Annotated in this window: 23 protein-coding genes; 4 read left to right on the top strand and 19 right to left on the bottom strand. The window is 38.4% G+C overall.

Annotation, left to right across the window (positions count from 1 at the left end; genetic code table 11):
• The first annotated feature begins 107 nt into the window (after window positions 1-107).
• The gene (locus AC0VYO_RS02860; RefSeq protein WP_430243172.1) at window positions 108-899 is read left to right on the top strand and encodes a transporter substrate-binding domain-containing protein; all 792 of its coding nucleotides are present in this window, start codon (window positions 108-110) and stop codon (window positions 897-899) included.
• Entirely contained in the window at window positions 892-1,551 is a 660-nt protein-coding gene (locus AC0VYO_RS02855) for an amino acid ABC transporter permease (RefSeq protein WP_194220031.1), read from the top strand. Before AC0VYO_RS02860 ends, AC0VYO_RS02855 begins: the two co-directional genes overlap by 8 nt.
• A 37-nt stretch (window positions 1,552-1,588) precedes the next feature.
• Here AC0VYO_RS02855 and AC0VYO_RS02850 read toward each other — a convergent pair whose 3' ends face one another.
• The 6 genes from AC0VYO_RS02850 to AC0VYO_RS02825 form a co-directional block, all read right to left on the bottom strand.
• Entirely contained in the window at window positions 1,589-1,837 is a 249-nt protein-coding gene (locus tag AC0VYO_RS02850; protein ID WP_194220032.1) for a hypothetical protein, read from the bottom strand.
• Window positions 1,838-1,913: 76 nt separating this feature from the next.
• The gene (locus AC0VYO_RS02845; RefSeq protein WP_194220033.1) at window positions 1,914-2,129 is read right to left on the bottom strand and encodes an alpha/beta-type small acid-soluble spore protein; all 216 of its coding nucleotides are present in this window, start codon (window positions 2,127-2,129) and stop codon (window positions 1,914-1,916) included.
• Window positions 2,130-2,670: 541 nt separating this feature from the next.
• Window positions 2,671-4,032, bottom strand: coding sequence for a TrkH family potassium uptake protein (locus AC0VYO_RS02840; RefSeq protein WP_430243169.1), 1,362 nt, complete (start codon window positions 4,030-4,032; stop codon window positions 2,671-2,673).
• 254 nt (window positions 4,033-4,286) lie between these two features.
• Window positions 4,287-4,991: an alpha/beta fold hydrolase gene (locus tag AC0VYO_RS02835; RefSeq protein WP_475366504.1), complete on the bottom strand. Its 705-nt coding sequence runs from the start codon at window positions 4,989-4,991 to the stop codon at window positions 4,287-4,289.
• Window positions 4,992-5,066: 75 nt separating this feature from the next.
• Window positions 5,067-5,639 (bottom strand): hypothetical protein, encoded by a 573-nt coding sequence (locus tag AC0VYO_RS02830; RefSeq protein WP_194220036.1) that lies wholly within the window; start codon window positions 5,637-5,639, stop codon window positions 5,067-5,069.
• Window positions 5,640-5,642: 3 nt separating this feature from the next.
• Window positions 5,643-7,046: a SpoVR family protein gene (locus tag AC0VYO_RS02825; RefSeq protein ID WP_475366503.1), complete on the bottom strand. Its 1,404-nt coding sequence runs from the start codon at window positions 7,044-7,046 to the stop codon at window positions 5,643-5,645.
• A gap of 171 nt (window positions 7,047-7,217) precedes the next feature.
• Here AC0VYO_RS02825 and AC0VYO_RS02820 point away from each other — a divergent pair, with 171 nt between their 5' ends.
• Window positions 7,218-8,183 (top strand): bile acid:sodium symporter family protein, encoded by a 966-nt coding sequence (locus AC0VYO_RS02820; RefSeq protein WP_475366502.1) that lies wholly within the window; start codon window positions 7,218-7,220, stop codon window positions 8,181-8,183.
• A gap of 38 nt (window positions 8,184-8,221) precedes the next feature.
• Here AC0VYO_RS02820 and AC0VYO_RS02815 read toward each other — a convergent pair whose 3' ends face one another.
• From AC0VYO_RS02815 to AC0VYO_RS02795, 5 genes are all read right to left on the bottom strand, one after another.
• Window positions 8,222-9,301 carry a mechanosensitive ion channel family protein gene (locus AC0VYO_RS02815; protein ID WP_475366501.1) on the bottom strand — a complete coding sequence of 360 codons (1,080 nt, stop codon included), beginning with the start codon at window positions 9,299-9,301 and terminating at the stop codon, window positions 8,222-8,224.
• 81 nt (window positions 9,302-9,382) lie between these two features.
• Window positions 9,383-10,270 (bottom strand): EamA family transporter, encoded by an 888-nt coding sequence (locus tag AC0VYO_RS02810; protein WP_475368373.1) that lies wholly within the window; start codon window positions 10,268-10,270, stop codon window positions 9,383-9,385.
• 286 nt (window positions 10,271-10,556) lie between these two features.
• Window positions 10,557-10,745, bottom strand: coding sequence for a hypothetical protein (locus tag AC0VYO_RS02805; RefSeq protein WP_194220041.1), 189 nt, complete (start codon window positions 10,743-10,745; stop codon window positions 10,557-10,559).
• A 113-nt stretch (window positions 10,746-10,858) separates the two neighbouring features.
• On the bottom strand, window positions 10,859-11,428 hold the full coding sequence (locus tag AC0VYO_RS02800) for a TlpA family protein disulfide reductase (RefSeq protein ID WP_475368372.1): 570 nt from the start codon (window positions 11,426-11,428) through the stop codon (window positions 10,859-10,861).
• 273 nt (window positions 11,429-11,701) lie between these two features.
• A complete protein-coding gene (locus AC0VYO_RS02795; RefSeq protein WP_194220043.1) occupies window positions 11,702-11,962 on the bottom strand; it encodes a metal-sensitive transcriptional regulator in 261 nt (86 codons plus the stop codon).
• Window positions 11,963-12,119: 157 nt separating this feature from the next.
• Between AC0VYO_RS02795 and AC0VYO_RS02790 the strand changes: the two genes are divergently transcribed.
• Window positions 12,120-12,308, top strand: coding sequence for a hypothetical protein (locus tag AC0VYO_RS02790; protein ID WP_194220044.1), 189 nt, complete (start codon window positions 12,120-12,122; stop codon window positions 12,306-12,308).
• Window positions 12,309-12,445: 137 nt separating this feature from the next.
• On the opposite strand, the gene AC0VYO_RS02785 is transcribed toward AC0VYO_RS02790, so the two are convergent.
• The 8 genes from AC0VYO_RS02785 to AC0VYO_RS02750 all read right to left on the bottom strand — a co-directional run bounded on the left by AC0VYO_RS02785 (window position 12,446) and on the right by AC0VYO_RS02750 (window position 21,961).
• Window positions 12,446-14,185, bottom strand: a complete 1,740-nt coding sequence (locus AC0VYO_RS02785) for a phospho-sugar mutase (protein WP_475368371.1) — start codon at window positions 14,183-14,185, stop codon at window positions 12,446-12,448.
• Between the two features lie 191 nt (window positions 14,186-14,376).
• Window positions 14,377-15,912, bottom strand: coding sequence for a bifunctional GNAT family N-acetyltransferase/carbon-nitrogen hydrolase family protein (locus AC0VYO_RS02780; protein WP_194220046.1), 1,536 nt, complete (start codon window positions 15,910-15,912; stop codon window positions 14,377-14,379).
• Between the two features lie 120 nt (window positions 15,913-16,032).
• Window positions 16,033-16,440 (bottom strand): CBS domain-containing protein, encoded by a 408-nt coding sequence (locus AC0VYO_RS02775; protein ID WP_475368370.1) that lies wholly within the window; start codon window positions 16,438-16,440, stop codon window positions 16,033-16,035.
• Window positions 16,441-16,547: 107 nt separating this feature from the next.
• Entirely contained in the window at window positions 16,548-17,417 is an 870-nt protein-coding gene (locus AC0VYO_RS02770) for a ComEC/Rec2 family competence protein (protein ID WP_475366496.1), read from the bottom strand.
• Window positions 17,418-17,584: 167 nt separating this feature from the next.
• Window positions 17,585-18,751: a sporulation protein YhbH gene (gene yhbH / locus AC0VYO_RS02765; protein ID WP_194220048.1), complete on the bottom strand. Its 1,167-nt coding sequence runs from the start codon at window positions 18,749-18,751 to the stop codon at window positions 17,585-17,587.
• Between the two features lie 285 nt (window positions 18,752-19,036).
• Window positions 19,037-19,204, bottom strand: coding sequence for a hypothetical protein (locus AC0VYO_RS02760; RefSeq protein ID WP_194220049.1), 168 nt, complete (start codon window positions 19,202-19,204; stop codon window positions 19,037-19,039).
• Between the two features lie 59 nt (window positions 19,205-19,263).
• Window positions 19,264-19,821, bottom strand: a complete 558-nt coding sequence (lepB, locus tag AC0VYO_RS02755; protein ID WP_194220050.1) for a signal peptidase I — start codon at window positions 19,819-19,821, stop codon at window positions 19,264-19,266.
• Window positions 19,822-20,065: 244 nt separating this feature from the next.
• The gene (locus tag AC0VYO_RS02750) at window positions 20,066-21,961 is read right to left on the bottom strand and encodes a PrkA family serine protein kinase (protein ID WP_226616162.1); all 1,896 of its coding nucleotides are present in this window, start codon (window positions 21,959-21,961) and stop codon (window positions 20,066-20,068) included.
• Window positions 21,962-22,124 lie beyond the last annotated feature (163 nt).

Genomic DNA, 22,124 nt, shown 5'->3' with positions numbered 1-22,124 from the left:
GTAAATTAACGTCAATAATGTTTCTTGATTGACTTTAAGTTAAATGCTAACTACAATAAATTTATAATTCACATCAATTTTGTAGGAATTAAAAGGAGGATGTTATTTTGAATAAAAAATGGATGCTAGGGTTGGTGCTTGCATTAACACTTACTGTACTTGCTGCCTGCGGTAGCAATGATAATACAGAAAATAACGAAGAAGGCAGTTCAAAAGAGCAAGAAACCCTATTAATTGGAACAGAAGCAACTTATCCACCATTCAGCTATCGAGATGATAATAACGAAATTACAGGTTACGATGTCGAGGTTGCACGTGAAGTTGCCGATCGTATCGGAATGAAAGCCGAATTTAAAGCGATTGAATGGAAAGGACTTCTATCTTCACTTGAAACAGAACGCATCGATATGGTCGCCAATCAAGTAACGATCACAGATGATCGTAAAGAGCAATTTGATTTTACAGAACCATACACTTATTCAGGTGGACAAGTGATCGTTAACGAGAATAACGATGATATTAAAGGTATAGAAGATCTTGAAGGAAAAACCGTAGGAACTACCCAGGGAAGTAACTATGCTCAGGCTGCTGAAGAAGCTGGTGCTGAAACGAAAATCTACAAGGGCGCTAACCAGGTGTTAACAGATCTTAGTAACGAACGTAACATTGAAGCAGCGATGAATGATCGTCTCTTCATTTTAACTGAGCTTCCTGAACAGGATTATAAAGTAAAAGGCGTTGGAGAAACATTCAACAAAACAGAAATGGCCTTTGCCCTACCAAAAGGAAACGAAGAGCTTATTGAAAAGATCAACGGTGCACTACAAGAAATGAAGGAAGATGGAACGCTTGCAGACATTTCTAAAGAATATTTTAATGGAGAAAATGTAAGTGAGTGAGACAACTGATGTGTTAATAAATTCTTTGCCCTTTCTTCTGGAAGGGGCGAAGAATACACTTCTACTTAGTTTCTTTTCAATATTTGGTGCCCTATTAGTTGGTTTATTCATCGCTTTGTTACGTCTTTCAAAAAGCAAAATCGCATCTGGAATAGCGAAATTGTACGTCTCGTTCTTTAGAGGCACACCTCTTCTTATTCAATTATTTATTTTGTATTATGGTCTTGTTTCAGTGGATATTCAATTAACAGCCTGGCAGGCCGCCTACACTGGACTTATTTTACATTTTGGTGCTTATATTTCAGAGTCATTTCGCGCAGCTATTCTCTCCCTATCAAAGGGACAATGGGAAGCCGCAATGTCACTCGGTATGAAAAAATCGTTAATTTACAAAGAGGTTATCCTACCTCAAGCATGGAGAAGAGCCATTCCACCGGTGTGGAATTCTTTAATTGATATCGTTAAAGCCTCTTCTCTTGCTTCAGTACTTACGATTTCAGAATTAACCTATAACGCAGATCAAATTGCCGCATCAAACTTTAAAGTCTTACCAATCTTATTAACAGCAGCCTTCATCTACTGGTTCTTTACAACGATTCTCAATGTCATTCAAAGCATTCTTGAGAAAAAACTATATATCCCTTCTTCTTAAATGGAGACAAAGAGCTGCCAGACAAGGCAGCTCTTTGCTATGTACTCCATTCTTCAATTAAGTAAACATCATTCCAACCACAAGTTGGACATGATAGAAGATGAGGACATTCATGTGCTTTACTTATGAATCCGTCCATTTTTTTAGTCGACTCAATCGATTCATAGGCACTGTACTCATCGTAATACTCTGCTTCTCTTCCCTTATCTGTTAGTTTATCTTCACATACCTGACAAACAAGCTGGATAGCAGCAAAGCTATTACAGAGTGGACATTCAAAAGACATGCTACCCTCTCCTTCTATGTATCGAATCACGCAAGAAGGGATGGACAAGTCCACCCCTTACAGCCATGGTATAAAATTATTTTTGGTAACCGCCAAGCTGTTGTTCAGCCATTTGAACCAAACGCTTTGTGATTTCTCCACCAACAGATCCGTTAGCGCGAGAAGTTGAATCTGGACCAAGTTGCACTCCGAATTCAGTAGCGATTTCATACTTCATCTGGTCGATAGCTTGAGCTACACCAGGTACTACAAGGTTGTTAGAGCTTCCTTGTCTGTTTTGTTGTTGAGCCATGTCAATCACCTCCTTTGTACAACTAGTTTGTGAATTCCCGATATTTATATACCAATTTTTTTTGGTAAATATGACCATGAAAAGCGGAGCGGGCCTGCTTAAATCCGCAGGATGTTGGAGCCCATGAGATTGAGACGCTTTTTGTCTCATTCGAGTGGGCGAAACAGCCAGAGGATTTGGCCCGCGTAGCTAGACATGAAAAGCGGAGGCGAGCGTTTAGAAACGGAGATATTGGAACTCTTGAACTAGAACACGCCTTTTGTGTTCTGGTGAAAGAGTGAAATATCGCAGTTTCTGCGAGTCGCAGCTAGACACGAAAAGCGGAAGTGGGCGTTCAGACACGGCAGGCACTGGAGCCTTTTCATTTGAACACGGTCTTTGTGTTCGGATGAAAAGGTGAAGTGACCGAGTGTCTGCCCACTGCAGCTAGACATGAAAAGCGGAGACGAGCCTTTAGAAACAAAGATATTAGAACTAAAGAAAACTTAAAGAATTAAACACAAAAAAAGCAAGAGGATCATATACTCCTGCTTTTTTATAATTAACCTATAATCACTCGTTCAGTTGGATAATGGTATCTTTCCCGAAGAACTGTTCCTCGAATAAGGAAGAGGAACGAAAGAATTCCAATTCTACCAATAAACATCAAACACATGATAACAATTTTGCCAAAAGTACTTAAACCTGGTGTCACGCCCATCGATAAACCTGTGGTACCAAAGGCTGACGATACTTCAAAAATAATAGCCACGATTGGATATGGTTCTGAGAAGGAAAGCATAATAATTCCACAGCTCCACACGATAATCGCCACGGTAAACACAACAAAGGCTTTATGAATATCCTCATGATGCAATTCTCGTCCAAACACTTTAATTGACGTACCACCCTTTGCAAAGAAGAAAATAGCGAGTAGCACAATCGCAAATGTAGTTGTACGCACACCGCCACCTACGCTACTTGGAGAAGCACCAATAAACATTAAGGCTGACATCAACAACTGTGTAGGCTCTTGAAATTGATTTACATCCATTGTAGATAGGCCACCACTACGCGTTGTCACTGATTGGAACATGGCATAGAAGAACGATTCATGCCAATTCTTACCGGCAAAGAATGAATTCGCTTCAAATGCCCAAATAAGGATAGCTCCTGAAACAACGAGTACAAAGAAAGTCATTGTTGTTAATTTAGTAAATAAAGAAAATTTATATCGATGGCTATTCTGTCTAGCAAATAAAAAGTTTTTAACTTCAATTAACACAGGGAAACCAATGGCTCCTGTGATAATTAATAATATATGAATAAATTGAACGAAATAGTCATGTGCAAATGGCTGAAGAGAACTTCCCGTAATATCAAAACCGCCGTTTGTCGTTGCACTTACTGCAGCAAAAAATCCCTGAAGGTAAGCTTCCTGCCATGTCTCAAAGAAGCGAAGGTAATAAGTACCAAGGACAAGAGCGCCAACTAATTCAATTATGAAAATTAATCCAAGAATTTGCTTCATCAATTGTACTAAGCCAGACAATGTGGATTGGTTTTGATCAGTCATTATCAGCTGTCTTTCTTTTAATCCGATCTTCTTGCCCATCACAAGCCAGACAAACGTACCAAGCGTCATAATACCAATCCCGCCAATTTGAAGGACAGCAGCAAGAATAAAGATTCCAGGAACGCTAAAAGTATCCGATATCGACACAACAGAAAGACCTGTCACGCTTACCGCACTCACGGCTGTGAATAAGGCATCAATAAAGGATAGCTGCACGCCAGATTGATGGGCAATCGGTAAACCAATTAGAAAGGTAGAAACCGTTACCGCTATTAAATAAAACAAAACGATTAACTGAACAGAAGTTAACCGTATCCGTCGAAAACGAGATCTTAACAAAGCATCCACAGCCTTTTCACGTAATACATTCTTCCATCCCCTCTGAGGGTTGGTTCATCACATTCCCTATCTTAACCCATATACGCTCTCTGTCAATCTCTTTCCTATATCATCCATTATTGAGAATCTTCTTACGTATTATTCCTCATTCCCGTTTCTTTAAAAAGAATCCCTAAATAATTGGCACGCTTGAGTAAAGTAAAACGTGACAAAAGAAATAAAACCAAAATAAAGAACCATCATAGACGGCTCTTTATTTTGGTTTATTCTTCTATCCACGTTGTAATTGTTCGAACAGCCTCGTTGATTTGTTGATCAGAAGTGAGGGAACCTGGGTTATCACCTTTTTGTTCGCCATACATGCCGTAGTTGGCATGGTTGCCCCCTTCAATAATGTGTATCTCTGCTGAAGAAGAGAGCAACTCTTCTTTTTCTTTTTGATCAGATAGGACTGCCACTCCATCATCTTTACCATAGATCGTAAGCGTCGATATAGACAGTTCAGACATATCTTCAATTGGATAAGCTGCAAGTAAAAACAACCCTTGGATTTCATCAGGATGTTCGATAGCAAATGATGATGCCACAGCGCCTCCGAGAGAATGACCACCAATGTACCATTCCCCTACATCGTCATATTTACTTATCATTTCAGATGCTTTATCTCCATCTAAAATGGCCAGGTTCAACGTCAGACGAGGGATCACTACAAAATAACCTTCCTCAGCAAGCTGGTGAGCTAAAAAAGCATATGCCTCTTCCTCTACCTTGCCGCCTTGATAGAAAATAATCCCCTTGTCAGCATGTTGTGATCCAAATGTTAATTCACTTTCATTTGACTCTTCCATGTACTCTAAAGCTTCCTGTGTTGGTTCATAAGACGCTTTTGCCCAGAAAAAGAAGACGATCGCAAGAACTAGTAATATCAGTGGAACGATAACTAACAGTCGTTTCATGAACTTCTTCATTTGAGATCCCCTTTATATGTGCATTATCACATATATAATACGATAGATCTCATACCTTCACAATAGTTGCATCGGTTAAAATGAGCGTTGTTTTCCCAGGCTAAGAAGCGAATTAATTTCACATTGATATACCTTCGCTTCTTTTGGACCTATTGCTTCTCCCACCTTGGCTTGAAGGATTGTAAGCCGTTCTATCTCTGATTGAGTTAAATAAACTGGCGATGGACTCATAATCCCTTTAACAACTGAGCCATTTGTTTCGCTCTCGTAGTGATACGTTTGAATGTTTTCACTCTGAAGCCGGTTGTTATTTTGTTCAACAATTTGATCTGTTTTTTGCTCGATATAACGCTTTAGAAAAGCGCTGCTCCCGAACCCTGTAAGTAGCGCTAAATAGAGTAAGTATTGACCTGAAGCTGTTTCAATAAATAATAACGTCGTTAATATCCCACCAATTCCACCAACTAGTGGCTCTTTTATTGATCCAATATTATAATAGACTGCATTATTTTGTTGATTGACTACTTTTCGAAACCGTTGAAATTCACCTGAGATCAGGATATTACCAATCCCTCCTAAAGCACCAGCTAGCGTTATGGAGAGTAGATACAGCCAGAAATGATCGCTTAAGTCACTCAGGAAATCCATTTGCTACAAGTACCTACGATGCAACTTCTTTCCATCATATGAAAAGAGAACTTCCTTATCCTCCACTCGCGTTTCCATATGAACCGGGCGCCCCCATAATTGATGTACATACGGTAGAACTCGCTCTAAATATTGAAGATCAAGCTCTGTATCTTCAAAAGAATGATGAAGGTACATTTCTCCAGCTTTCATGTAGTTCCCGTCGCTTACAGTTAAATATGGGAATCCACCATTTACTCTCATTGTCACTAGCTGATCACGAATATGCTCCCATTCTTTATCAACTATTTTGTAATCGCGTCCCTTCTTTTGGAACAAATACAAATCTTCTTTATATACAAGATCCTTTGTAAGGTAATTCCTAATAAATGAAATATCAGCTTCCACTTCACGAACTTCAAACATCTTCTCTCTTCCTTTACCTACTTCGAATCCGCGCTGCTTCATTTCCTCTGTAGGATGATCATACACTTCCTCAATATGCTCAAAGATTTTAAGACCGAGGTAATAAGGATTAATGCGTGTTCGTGAAGGTTGCACAACATTTGCATTGAGTGAAGCGAATTCAATTGCTTCATCCGTCGTTAAATCCATTTCACGAAGAATTCGCTGATGCCAATAACTTGCCCATCCTTCATTCATGATCTTTGTTTCAAGCTGTGGCCAGAAATACAGCATTTCCTCTCTCATCATCGTCATAATATCTCGCTGCCAGTCCTCAAGCTCCGCGCTATATTCCTGAATGAAGAGAAGAAGATCCTTTTCGGGTTGCGGTGGAAACTTCTTCTTTTTCGTCGGAGCTGGCTCGTCCGCTAGCTCATCCTTATCGATTGACCACAAATCATTATATCGAGAATCAGGCTTCACTGGAATCGGGGTTTCATCTTGAAGATTATACGTCAATCTTGGTCTCATTATCGAAGGATCAATATGTTCTTGTATGGAGAGAACAGCGTCAAGAAAGCTCTCCACTTCAGCCTTTCCATAGTGATGCTCATAATAAGCGATCCGTTCAGCGGTTGCTGTCATACTCTCAACCATGTCTCTTCGCGTATTTGAAAAACGAATATTATTCTTAAAGAAGTCACAGTGAGCAAGTACATGAGCAATAATGAGTTTATTCTGAATTAAACTATTCGTATCTAACAGAAAGGCGTAGCATGGGTCAGAATTAATAACAAGCTCATAGATTTTACTTAGCCCCAGGTCATATTGTAGCTTCATCTTATGAAATTGCTTACCAAAACTCCAATGTGAGAAGCGAGTTGGCATTCCATAAGCTCCAAACGTGTAAATAATGTCTGCTGGACATATCTCATAACGCATAGGGTAATAATCGAGCCCAAACCCTTTTGCTATTTCTGTAATCTCTTCTATAGCGTAAAAGATTTCTTTCTCTGTAGACATGTCATTCCCTCCTAAATGAATTGCTTACTAATATGTATGACCGGACAAGTAGGTTCATGAGTAACGTGAAAAAATCGTTATTCAAAAATGTTTTATTAAATTGTCAGATTCTATTGAAAATTGCACGAATAGGCGTATAATCAGGATTAAATTTTCTAAGGATGTGATGAAATGAGAGCTCTTGAGAAGGCAAGTCATTTTGCGGGGAATACTTTTGCGATTTGGGTCATTCTTTTTGCAGTACTCGGGTTTATATTCCCTAATGGATTTACATGGATTACATCATACATAACGATCTTACTCGGAGTTATTATGTTTGGCATGGGGATGACCTTATCTGCAAAGGATTTCAAGGAAGTAGTGAAACAACCAAAAAGCGTTGCTATCGGTGTAGCTGCACAATTTATTGTTATGCCTTTGCTCGCTTACGGTCTGGCCGTTATTTTTCAATTACCAGCTGAAATTGCTGTCGGTGTAATTCTGGTTGGATGTTGTCCTGGGGGGACTGCTTCAAACGTCATCACTTACTTATCGAAAGGAAACACAGCTTTATCAGTAGCGATCACAGCCGTTTCTACACTACTGGCTCCTTTAGTAACACCTGCTCTCGTTCTCTTATTTGCGAGTCAATGGCTACCTGTATCTGCAGGTGATCTTTTCCTTTCCATCTTCCAAATGGTCGTTATTCCCATTACACTTGGCTTTGTAGTAAAACTAATTTTTAAAGAAAAAGTTGCTGAGAGTATTAAAGTCCTTCCACTTGTTTCAGTTATCTCAATCGTCGCTATTGTTGCAGCAGTCGTTGGGGCAAGCAAAGACCGGATTGCAGAAACGGGACTCATTATTTTCTCAATTGTTATTCTTCATAATATACTTGGCCTTGTCGTTGGCTACTTTCTTGCCAAATTAATGCAACTCCCTGAACCCGATCAACGCGCCATCTCGATTGAAGTCGGGATGCAAAATTCTGGTCTAGGCGCAGCACTTGCTTCTGCTCATTTTAATCCCATCGCCGCAGTACCAAGCGCTATTTTTAGTGTATGGCATAACATCTCTGGTCCGATCCTAGCTACCATTTGGAGCAAAAGAAAACCTTCTACTAAAGAGCAAAAAGCCCTTACTAAAAAAAGCGCATAAGAAAAGGCAGGTCTCTCCATGGAGGACCTGCCTTTCTTTTAGTTATACATTTTCTCTTCTTCATGTGATGGAGTAGTTTCCACATGGAGAGTTTGTGTAGGAAATGCAAAAGCAACATGTTCTTCTTCCATTATTTTCATAATTTTAAAATTCACATCTTGTTTTACATTCAAAAAGTCCCCCCACGTGGTTGTGTTGGTAAAGAAATAAAGAAAAACATCAAGGCTGCTATGATTAAACTCATCAAATGACACAAATATAGTCTCGGGATGAATTTCTTCATGATCGCGAAGCATTTTCTCAATTCGATTAATACACGTTTCAAGTCTTTCTGATGGTGTATTATACGTTACTCCTAAATGAAAGGTAATTTGCCGCTTACCCATTTTGGACCAGTTCGTAATATTCTCATTCGCTAATCGCGCGTTCGGAACTGTCACCAGCGCCTGGGCAAAAGTACGAATTTTAGTACTTCTAAACGTAATATCCTCAACCACGCCTTCTACACTCGGTGTTTTAATCCATTCACCGATCGAAAATGGCTTCTCAGTAATGATCACTATTCCACCGAAGAAGTTTTCAATCGTCTCTTTTGCAGCAAGAGCAAACGCTAAACCTCCAAGTCCAAGCCCAGTAATGAAGCCGTTAACGTCATAGCCGAATTCTCCTGCGATAACACTAAACGTCATAGCAACAATTAAAAGACGAAGTGTTTTTGATAGAAATGGAATAAGAAGCTGATCAATTTTTAGATTATATTTGCTGTTAACTGTTTGGAAAAACAGTGATGACGATGAGGAAAGGTTATATAATCCCCATGCAGTAAGAAAAATTAACGACGATCTCATAATCTCTTTATAAAATTCATTATGATGATCTAGGAATGACACATAACGTACAGAAATATACAAACCAATTATTACGAATAACATTCGTAACGGCCTCTCAAAAGCAAGGAAGAGGTGTGTGAAAAATTCTGTAGAAGACTTTCTACTTAATTTAAGAAAAACATTAAATATATATTTCGCGAAAATTTTCCTCATTACTAGAAAAAGAAGGAAAATACCGAGTGCAATACCAAGTTCAATCCATGTGTCTTGAATACGTAACAATTCCATTACGCAACTTCCCCTTTACAAAAATAGGTTATAAGGATATACATTCGTTTTCTAGAACTTGTATTTGTCAGTTACAGAGAATTATGCTGCTTTTTTTTCTGACTGTTGGTCATAGCTTACATTCCACTGGGAGATGACAATGCCAATCAAAATCAACAAAACGCCTCCCCATTGAACAAGATGAACCGCTTCGTGAAGAAAAATCGCCGATAAAAGCACTGCCGCTGGAAGCTCTGAGGAACTTAAAATCGTTCCAACACTTGAACCTACTTTAGGTACACCAATGGCCATAAATAAGACCGGAAATATATTTCCGAGAAGCGCTAAAAACAAACCAAACATCCACCATTCACCTGATATATCCCCTTGGAAAAGTGACTCAGGGGAGAACATAGTTAAGACGAGAATACCAGCTATTGTAACCATATAAAAGCTTTTTTGAACAGCAGGAACTTCTGCTGATGTTTTACTCATAATAAAAATATAGATGGCAAAACAGATTGCTGCAAGAAGACCCAGTAAAATACCGATCGGATCATAAATGAATTCCTTAGCTCCTACTACTCCACTCGCTAGAAATGTCCCTATGAGGAGAATAATAACTGATACGAACGTTTTAGGTTCTGGCCATCTTTTTTGACTGAGAGAATCAAGTAGGAGGCCGATCCAAGTGAATTGAAAGAGAAGAAGCACCGCAATAGAAGCTGGCAGTTTGGATACAGCAAGCGTATAGAAAATAGAAACACAACCGATAGCCACTCCACCGATTAGAATAAATTTTAAGCCTTGTAATTTTAGTTTTTTCTTAGAAAGAACAACGAGAACTATTAGAACGAGCCATCCAATAAAGAATTGACCAGCTAATAATTCTCCTACTGAAAATCCTTTAGAAATCCCTATTTTCGTAATTGTAGACAATGAACCTAAACTACATCCTGCAAATAAAACAAGTAATACATATTTCCACATTCAATGATCCTCCCATCATTTATCTCATGTTTACCTTTTTTAAAGGAATTCAATAAATGGTATAAAAATAAGACAATAAAAAAATCGCCCCCTGTCGAACAATCGACAAAGGGCGATGAAAATGAAAGGTTTTTCTTTCAGAAAAATCGCCGTCTAACCTGTCTGAGGCTAGTTTTAGTATATTTAAATCATAAGCCCTAATCCCCGTCTCGTCAATAAGAGCTGTAAAACTACAAATGAACCATAGGAACGAGATGCGAAAATAATTTATATCAATCGTATTCTTCTAATAAATCTGATAGATCCCCGTCGTAATGAGATAACCCACAAGTAAACCAAGAAAAACCGACATCGAAATGTAGGACCATTTTGATTTAAATTCAATCCCAACCCCATTCACTGGCTCATAAATCCAGCTATACTGGACAAATCCCAACATCAAAAACAACATGACACCAAATCCTAAATTAGTCACAGTTCACTCCCCCTTATGCGTCAACTGTTTGTCCTTCGCAATTTTAAAACATCGTTTCTTTTAAAGAACGATTGAGCGAACGGAAGCTCATACCTCTCCTAACAATACCTCTTTTATTCCACTGAAGAGGCCAACTCAACCATTTGTTCTTTACTCATAGGACCTATTACCCTCTTCATTATTATACCATTTTTGTCAACTAAATACGTCGTTGGAATTGTTATAGTAGCGAAAGTATTTGTTTGATCACCATTTTCATCCAATAATACTGGAAAGGTAAGAGCATATTCTTTCACAAAATCTTCCACAACTTGAGAAGAAGATTCGTTGGTCGTAATATTTATAGAAAGAATTTCTGCATCGTATTCCTCTGCCTTTTCTTCATAAAACTCCTGCATATCCGGCATTTCTTTTTTACAAGGAGGGCACCAGGTCGTCCAGAAATTAATAAAAGTTACCTTCCCTTTGTAATCAGAGAGGCTCACTTCTTCCCCTTCTAGTGAATATAATGTAAAATCAGGTGCCTTATCTCCTTTTTGCAATCCTACTTCAACAGCTCCTGACACTTGCTTCGCTGGTTCTGCTTGATTTATAACGTTAACATTCTTATTATCCGTAAAAACTTGCAAACCAAAAGCTAAAAAACCACTAAGGACGACGATCCCGATTATCAAATTTCTCATTAGCTCCTCCTTTTACCAAAGAACATTGACTAAATGCCTAATTAACACATAGCTTCGTAAGTACAAAAGTTGTAAATAGCAGAGTTTATCCATTATTCACTATCATACCGATTTTAGGTGGAACTATACCAAATACTTAAGACAGCTATTGTCACAGAACATTTCCCATCTTACTTTTGAAAACGAAGGAGGGTTATGATTTATTGAGTCGTGTATCCATTTTAAAAAGGTACTAGAATTCTCATGATATTTTATTCAATATCCTAATAATCCTTAACGGCTCTTAACGAGAAGTTGAACAGCTTCCTTTACAACATCTTCTGTAGACTCGCCTTTATCAAGCTGTTCACGAATACACTCCTCTAGATTAGAACCAACTATTAAACCTATCGTACGGTCAATCGCCGTTCTGCTAGCAGATAGCTGAGTGATTACATCTTTGCAATCTTTCTCTTCTTCAAGCATACGAAGAACACCACGAATTTGACCTTCAACTCTTTTTAAACGGTTTTTCATTTCATTTGTATATTCCATGATATAACTCCCTTTCGTGTTCATTTATGTTTCTATGAATAAGAATATTCTGTCATAAATAAATTAATTTCTTGCTACTTCTCTTCATATATTGTAAAATAAATCGTAATTTAAGGATAGGAAAAAGGTTTAGTTCATTATAAGGAGGCAGTGCCTTTTGGATTTATCCGAAGATGATAAACGGTTATCTAAAATTTATCGAAAGATTGTTACCTCAAACGAGTATAAAGCAGGTAAAATTCTCGAGAAACTAGATAGCGAAACGAAAGACAAAGTATTTCATCTCATTCGTATGAACAAAGCTGAATACGAACATCAATTGAATAAACAACAACTTCACCAATAGTAGAAAAATCGGCGAAACTAGCCGATTTTTTTTCGTGCCTTAGTTTAGCATAAGACACATGTTGTGCTTTTAGAGGAAACTCATCAAGAAAACCAGGACGAGAGATTTGTCCTGGTTTTCTTTTTCATTATTTTATTTTATCCCAAACGTTCTTGAACCTTACCCATAACGGACGATCTAAGTTCAGCCAATTTGCTTTGACTGTTTTCAAGATTATCGCTATTTACGCCAAAATAAAATTTCACTTTCGGCTCAGTCCCTGAAGGACGAAGGCAGAACCATGATCCATCTTCTAAAATATATTTCAATACATTTGAAGTAGGCAATTCAATTTGCTCACTTTCACCACTACCTAAAAACGTTCTTTTGCTTGTCTCATAATCCTCTACGCTTTGCACTCGTAATCCAGCTGCTTCAGTAGGCGGCTCTTCACGGAATTTCGCAAGTAAAGAAACGATCTTCTCTGCCCCTTCTTTTCCTTTCAGTGTTAACGATTCAAGACCTTCCTGATAAAATCCATACTGTTCAAATACTTCGAGCAAACCTTCATAAAGCGTCATTCCTTTAGACTTGTAGAAAGCAGCAACTTCAGCTGCTACGAGGCATGCTTGAACAGCATCTTTGTCTCGAACAAAGTCACCAACAAGATAGCCATAGCTTTCTTCATAGCCAAATAGGAAAGTATGCTCCCCAGTTGTTTCGAATTCTTTAATCTTTTCTCCAATAAATTTAAATCCTGTAAGCGTATCATATGAAGTAAGACCGTTATCCTCCGCAATCTTACGACCAATTTCAGAAGTAACAATTGTTTTAAGAACTGCGCCATTTTCCGGCAGCTCTCCATTTTCTTTTTTCTGAGTAATGATGTAGTTCAACAATAGTGCACCTGTTTGATTTCCAGTCAGGACCACATACTTACCCTCTTTGTTTTTCACAGCTACACCAACACGGTCTGCATCCGGATCTGTAGCCAAAAGTATATCAGCATCCTCCTGCTCCCCATATTGAATGGCTAATTCAAACGCAGCATGTTCTTCTGGGTTTGGAGAAGACACTGTAGAGAAATTAGGATCTGGTAACTCCTGTTCTTTTACAACAGTTACATTTGAAAATCCATAAGCTTTCAAACCTTCCCTAACAGGAATATTCGCTGTTCCGTGCAAAGGCGTGAAGACGATTTTTAATTGCTCGCCCATTTTAGAAAGTAATTCTTGATTTACGCGAAGCGTTTTTAATTGTTCTACATATTGGCGATCAATTTCTGCGCCAACCATTTGAATAAGTCCTTTTTCTTTCAGTTCTTGTTCGGACGTAACCTTCACTTCTAACTCATTCTCAACACCGTCTACATAAGAAATCACTTCTGAAGCAACCTTAGGTGGTAGCTGACCTCCATCTTCTCCGTAAACTTTATAACCGTTATACTCTGGTGGGTTATGACTCGCTGTGATAACGATTCCAGCGCAAGCATTTAAAGTTCGAACCGCGAACGAGAGCTCTGGAGTGGGGCGGAGTTCTTCGAAAACATACGTTTGAATGCCATGGCTCGAAAGGGTCTTCGCAGCTTCCATAGCGAACTCAGGAGACTTGTGACGCGAATCGTAAGCAATTGCTACTCCTCTTTTCTTGTAAGCTTCACCATGTGCATCTATGTATTGCGCAAGACCTTCAGAGGCTTTTCGAATCGTATATAAATTCATTCGATTCGTACCAGGGCCTATTTCTCCCCTCATGCCACCCGTGCCAAATTCAAGATTTTTATAAAATGCATCTTCAAGTGATTGGTCTTGTCCTTTTAATGCTTCAAGATCCTTTTTCAATTCTTCGTCAAGGGAAGTTGCTGATACCCATCTTTTATATTCATTTTTCCAGTCCATTATTGCCTCCTATTATGTAAATCTTCTTTAATTTTTATCAATTCGAGAAAACCTGTTAAAATCCTGCATTTTGGCTAGATTTTCTCCTTTTCTCTAATTATCATAATATGAATTGAATCGTACGCCAATGCTATATAGGAAAAAAACACCATTCGCTTAAATTCGACAAAAAAAGCAAGCCGCAAAGCTGCTTACTTTTTGTAATGTATCTCATATAAATCTTTTCGGCGATCTCGCAACTGGCGAACCGTACCAGATTGACGTTGTCTTCTAAGAATCTCAAGATCTACATCGCCTACCACGACAGTTTCAATATTCGGGTGACATTCACCAGCAATTCCATCTCTTGAAAAAGCAAAATCTGAAGGGGTAAAAATCCCTGATTGTGCATACTGAACATCCATATTCTCTACTTGAGATAAGTTACCAATCGTACCGGCAATGACTGTATAGATTTGGTTCTCAACCGCTCTAGCCTGCGCACAATAACGTACGCGTAAATACCCTTGACGATCATCGGTACAGAAAGGTGTAAATAGAATGTTAGCGCCCTTATCCGTCGCAATTCTTCCAAGCTCAGGGAATTCGATATCATAACAGATTTGGATCGCAATTTTACCACAATCTGTATCAAAAACTTCAATACCATCTGAACCATGAATTCCCCACCAGCGACGTTCATTTGGGGTAACATGAATTTTATATTGCTTTTCAATCGTTCCGTCTCTTCTAAACAAATAAGCAATATTATAGATCTTTTCATCCTCTAAAACGAAATGAGAACCACCAATAATATTAACGTTATACTTTACAGCTAATTCTGTAAAAAGCTCGATATACGGCTCTGTATATTCTGTTAAACGACGAACAGCTTTACTTGGTATTTTTTCATCCATGAACGACATTAGTTGTGTCGTAAAAATCTCAGGAAACACAGCAAAATCAGAACCAAAATCTGCTGCCACATCAACATAATATTCCACTTGGTTTGCAAATTCTTCAAAGGAAGAGATTTTCTTCATCGCATATTGTATCGCACAAATTCGAACGGGGAATGACGATCTAAAGTGTCTTCTTGTCACGGCTTTGTATTCAACGTTATTCCACTCCATTAAAGTAGCGAATTGCTTTGAAGCTTTATCATCTGGTAAATAGTTCGGATTTATTCTCATTACATTAAATCCATTCATGAGCTGGAACGTTAAAACAGGATCATATATGTTCTGGAACTTCACTTCTTCTACGTATTCTGATGCTTTCATTTCATTCGCGTGTTTATGGTAATTCGGAATTCGCCCTCCGATGATAATACTCTTGACGTTTAATTCTCGCGCAAGATCTTTTCGTGCCTCATAAAGACGCTTACCGATTTTCATCCTTCTATATTCCGGATGCACCATCACTTCAATACCATAAAGGTTATAGCCATCGGGGTTATGATTTGTAATATATCCTTCATCCGTAATGTCATCCCACGTATGCTGATCATCATATTCATCAAAGTTCACCATTAAGCTTGAACAGGAGCCTATGATTTCTCCTTCGAGTTCTACACAAAATTGCCCTTCTGGGAAAATTTCCAGGTGACTCTCAAGATGCTCTCTTTTCCAGGGATCCATTCCAGGAAAACATTTTTTCTGTAATGAAAGGATTTCATCTATATCTTCGTGATGAATTTGCCTAATCTCAATCTTTTTTTCGAATTTCGATACATCTAATTCTGACATATGCTTTCCCTCCACATTCCATCTATATTACTATGTACCCTATTTCCACATGATTCTATCCTGATTTTATCATAGGATGAACGAAATAGAAGAGACTGACATTTGTCAGTCTCTTTGTTCTTAACCTCGTGTTGTTCCATTCTGAGAAATGCTTGATAGTGCGGTGGCGGCCTCTTGATGATCAGGTGTTTTCGTCGCAAAATCTCCAAGCGAAACCATTCCCACTACCTGATTGTTTTCAACAATAGGCAATCGTCGGATCTGATTCTGAGCCATTAATGCCGCTGCTTCTTCTGCACTCATGTTAGATGTAGCTGAGACAATGTTATTAGACATACATTGGCTCACCTGACAATCCGCATTTCCACCAGTTGCAGTGGCACGAGTCGTAATATCACGATCTGTGACCATCCCGCAAAGCTGACCATTTTTCATGACAGGTAATGAACCAATATTATACTGATTCATTAGAGCCGCTGCTTCCTGGATCGATTGCTCTGGTGTAACGGATACGATGTTCTTAGACATGAGGTTTTGCAGATTGTTATGCACAAGCATTCCTCCCAAGGTGTATGATCGTTCAGACAAGAAAGGCGGTGCCTTTCAACATGTAGTGTAAGCTCCTTCGCCAGTTATTATTTATCCTTTTTATGTGAAATTAGGTTGTTATCAGTATGAAATACAATGTTCTCACCATCACTTGTAGCAATAATCGTCCCTATTTCATCTGTTCTTAAAACAGAAATATGATGTTCATTTAATCTCTGAATCACATTTTTATCTGGAAAATCATAACGATTATTTTTACCTACTGAAATAACAGCAGTCTCTGGGGTGACAGCTTTAAGAAATGTCTCTGATGTAGCCGAACTAGCACCATGGTGCCCCATTTTTAGAACATCAGATTTAAGCTGTTTCCTTTTAACGTTTTCTAGCATTTGCTTCTCTACTTCTATCCCAGCGTCACCCATCAACAGGAAGCTATTCTCTTTATGACTCAGCCGTAATACGGCACTATAATCATTAAAATCCTCGTACTCTGCTTCTTTGGAAGGTGAAATGACCTGTATATTCACCTGATGTCCTAGTTTTATTTTCATACCTTTTCGTGCCTTTTCTAAGGTAATGTCTTTTTTCTTCAATACCTTTATGAGGGACTTATAATGAACTGTTGGATAAGAAACATCGGGCATCATCACATTTTTTACATCGAAATTTTCTATCACATCATCCATCCCACCAATATGATCGTGATGGGGATGCGTCGCCACAATATAATCTAATTGGCTAATGCCTAGCTTCTTTATATAATTTGAAACCGCTTCTCCATCACCATTATCTCCTGCGTCGACTAGCACAGCTTTTTCTCCATACGTGATTAAAATGCTATCAGCCTGTCCCACATCAATAAAGTGAACTTCAACCACATTTGATTGAGCTGTCACATCATAAGGCATCAATAATAAGATAAGAAGGGAAAGAAAAAGAAACCTAATGAATTTCATAATGATTCCTCCAACGCTTTACTTGTTATTAGTATGTACCTTCCTATCTGATCTAAAAGCAATGTTAACTTATTATGACTTCTCAATTTGTGGATCTTCTGAGTGAAAATAACAGCGTTTAATCGCATAGCCTAACTGAAAGAAAAAAGCTCCCCATTTTGGGAAGCTTATGAATGAATTTCTTCTTTTCGGAAGAAACTTTTCATTGCGTGATAGACGTCTTTCTTTTCTTTCAGAATATAATGCCTAAATTTAGGATCATGTATATTTTTGTAGGCACTCATCAGGGTGGAATGGCGATTATAAGCATTAACTTCTCCATATCCAAACATGTTCGAGACCTTCATAATTTGATTGACCAGTTTCACACATCTTGTATTGTCTGACGTCAGGTTATCGCCATCTGAGAAATGGAATGGGTAAATGTTGTAACGTGCTGGAGAATACTTCTCATCAATGAGTTCAAGCGCTTTGCGATATGCTGATGAGCAAATTGTTCCTCCGCTTTCTCCTTTTGAAAAAAAATCGTCTTCAGTGACGACTTTTGCTTCTGTATGATGAGCAATAAACTCAATCTCCACTGTTTCATATTTCGATCGTAGGAAACGTGACATCCAGAAGAAAAAGCTTCTTGCCATATATTTCTCCCATTTTCCCATCGAACCACTTGTATCCATCATGGCTAAAACGACGGCTTTAGATTCGCGCTTAATTTCTTCATTCCATGTTTTGAAGCGTAGATCATCTTGATAAATCGGTGCAATTGATGGTGTTCCACTAATTGCATTTCTCTTATACGCTGATAGAATTGTTCTTTTCTTATCAATATTACCCATAAGTCCAGTTTTTCGAATATCATTAAATTCTACTTTCTTTTTCACTACGTCGGCTGTTTCTTTTTCACGTAAATTCGGCAGTTCCAGTTCTTTAAATAAAATATCCTGCAGTTCTACCAGAGAAACTTCTGCTTCATAATAATCTTCTCCTGGCTGATCTCCAGCCCCTTCACCTTTACCGGCCCCAGGCTGTTTTTCCCCTGAACCATCTCTTGCCACAACGTCTCCCACCTGGCTATCGCCTTCACCTTGCCCAACATGCTTAGACTTATCATAGTTATAACGAATTTTATACTCATCAAGTGAACGTATTGGTATTTTAATGACATCTCGACCGTTAGATAAAATAATGTTCTCTTCACTGATGAGATCCGGGAGATTGTTTTGGATAGCATCTTGAACTTTTTCGGCATGGCGTTGTTGATCCTGATAGCCTTTTCGGTGGAGGGACCAATTCTCCTGAGAGACGACGAAATTGTTGGAGTCCTTGTCTTTCATGCCTTATTTCCCTCCTAAAAAAATTAAATTTCTAGCGAAAATTTATTCAATGATCGATGATCGCTCATGATGTTAGTTCAGAAACTTAACCCTAATGTGGACTTCCTTCGGCTGCGTTGAATAGTATACTTTATCCTATGCAAATACAAGCGATAATTGACAATTAATTCTGACAAATACAGCTTTTATTGCTCTAACTACTCGAATTGGACGACTTTCATCCATTTATACTTATGTTTTATCCTTCTCAGTTTATATTCAAAAAAAAAACTCCCTTATTGGGAGTTACTCTGTTTCATTTTCCTTTTTGTGTTGAATCGGATCTGGACGTTTACCCTTTTTCTTAATCTCATCATTTGTGTCTAGCTCTTCCATCTCTTTACCGAGTTCGGCCATTTCTTTTTCATTCATCGCCATTGAACTGTTCTCAGGTTTTTCTTTATGATCCGCCATCTTGAATCACCTCAATAGTAATAGTACCCCGATTCTCTTCCTTAATAACCATATTTAGTTTATTTTTGGAAAGTGAAATCAATTTTCTCAAGTGGCCAGTAGCGTAGATTTACTTCCCCTACTACTTGATTCATTGGTACGAAACCAATATGCCTGCTATCATAGCTATGTCTTCGGTTATCCCCCATGAGAAATAAATATCCCTCGGGCACCTCTGATTTTCCAGTTTTATCTTCAAGATGGAAATTCTCAGTGAGGTTCCCGTTAAAAATATCTTTCTTATAACGCTCAAGATAAGGTTCTTTTATTTTCTCACCATTCACATATAAAACATCATTTTTATATTCGATCGTATCTCCTGGAAGACCAATAACTCTCTTAATATAGTCTTCTTCTTCATTCGCATGAAATACAACAAGATCAAATCGATCAGGCTCTGAGACTTCATAACCAATTTTATTAATAATTAAACGATTCCCATCTTGGATCGTTGGCATCATTGATTCACCATGAACGACATAGTTCGTTATGAGAAATTCACGAATAACAATCGCCAGGACTACAGCTATTGAAAAAGCCTTGATCCACTCCCAAAGCGGATTGCGTTCCTTCTTCATCTCAAACCTCTTTTCAATACGTCTTTACGTCTAATCTATCACTCATAATAAGCTGGCACAAGCGCACACGTATATGACAGCGATTACATTGCATATTCTCACCATTCACTTCCATCGTTATAGTAGCTTTCCATTCCACGAACCAAGAAAATTTCTTATTTTAAGTATATTCACCCATTTCATAAATAACGCTCCTTTTAGCAGCATAAAAAGAAGCATACCTAAAGAGGCATGCTTCTTCTAATTATCGATTTAGGAGACTACCTACATAACGTAGGAGTTCATTGGCTGAAATTGAATTATATCCATGTTCATCGATGAGACGTGCGATAACCTCATTGATTTTCTTGAGCTGATTTTCATTTGGTGTTTTGGAAGATGTCGTTATTTTGACTACATCTTTTAAATCAGCAAACAATTTTTTCTGAATCGCTTCTCTTAAACGTTCATGGGAATTATAATCGAACTTCTTACCCTTTCTAGCATAAGCAGAGATACGAATAAGAATTTCTTCTCTAAATGCTTTCTTCGCATTTTCTGAAATGCCAATCTGTTCTTCAATTGAACGCATAAGCTTATCATCCGGACTCATTTCCTCTCCAGTAAGAGGGTCGCGGAGCTTATTTTTATTACAATACGCTTCAACATTATCAAGATAATTATCCATTAGCGTCTTTGCACTCTCTTCATAAGAGTAAACAAAAGCTTTTTGTACTTCTTTCTTTGCAATTTCATCATACTCTTTGCGCGCAATGGAGATGAAATTCATATACCGCTCTTTATCTTCTTTTGAGATAGAAGCATGTTGATCAAGTCCATCTTTCAATGAACGAAGAACATCCAGGGCATTAATTGACGGTACTTCTTTTCTAATAATCGTAGAGGAAATTCGGTTAATAACATAACGCGGATCAATCCCGCTCATTCCCTCATCCGAATGCTCTTTATGAAGTTCATCCACATCTACCTGATTAAAGCCTTCTACAATTTCTCCATCGTAGAGTCGCATTTTCTTAACAAGGTCCACTCCCTGACGATTCGTATCTTTTAACCTCGTCAAGATAGAGAAAATAGCAGCTACTCTAAGAGCATGTGGGGCAATGTGCACATCGGCTACATCACTTTCACGAATCATCTTCTCATAAATACGCTCTTCCTGACTCACCTTTAAATTATATGGAACCGGCATAACGATAATACGAGAGTGTAAAGCCTCATTCTTTTTATTTGATATAAAAGAGCGATACTCTGCTTCGTTCGTATGCGCTACAACAAGTTCATCAGCAGAAATTAGCGCAAAGCGCCCAGCCTTAAAGTTTCCTTCTTGAGTCAGTGAAAGCAAGTGCCACAAAAATTTCTCATCACATTTCAGCATCTCCTGAAATTCCATCATTCCACGATTGGCTTTATTTAATTCTCCATCGAATCGATAAGCTCTCGGATCAGACTCTGATCCAAATTCCGCTATCGTTGAGAAATCAATACTTCCTGTTAAATCTGCAATATCTTGAGACTTGGGATCTGAAGGACTAAATGTACCAATACCTGTCCGCTTATCCTCGTTAAAGAAGATACGCTCTACCATCACATCTTCAATACGACCACCATATTCTTGCTCAAGGCGCATTACGTTTAGTGGGGAGAGACTTCCTTCAATTCGGATCCCGTATTCATCGTGGAATTCATCTCTCAAATGATGTGGTATAAGGTGCAGTGGATCTTCATGCATAGGACAACCTTTAATTGCATAAACAGCACCAGAATCTTCATGAGAATATTTCTCCAATCCTCTTTTCAGCACCGTAACAAGAGTTGATTTACCTCCACTTACTGGACCCATCAACAAGAGAATACGTTTTCTGACATCTAACCTTTTGGCAGCAGGGTGAAAGTATTCCTCTACCAGACGTTCGATTGCTTCCTCAAGTCCATAAAGCTCTTCAGAGAAGAAAGAATAACTTCTTTTCCCATCAACCTCATCAATCCCTGCATCTCTTATCATATTATAAACACGTGAATGAGCTGACTGCGCTACTTCAGGTCGTTCCCGGATAATGTCTAAATACTCGCTGAAGGTTCCTTCCCACTTCAGCCGCCTCTCTTCTTCTCGATGCTGCTGGATTTTACGTAAGATATCCATTAAGAGCCCCCTCCAAGTTTGGTTCATCGGATTTAATACATGTTATGCGGGGATGTCCAATAACATTCGGCTTTCTTTCCAATGATTCAATCGAGTATTTAGGGGGTTTCTACTCAGTTATGGAAAAAGCACAAAATAAAAGAACCGGTTGCCCGGCTCTCAT

The organism is Anaerobacillus sp. 63XJN7_4_ISO-PGPR-S23-413 (assembly GCF_056173725.1).
This window is presented reverse-complemented; position numbering and strand designations above follow the sequence as displayed.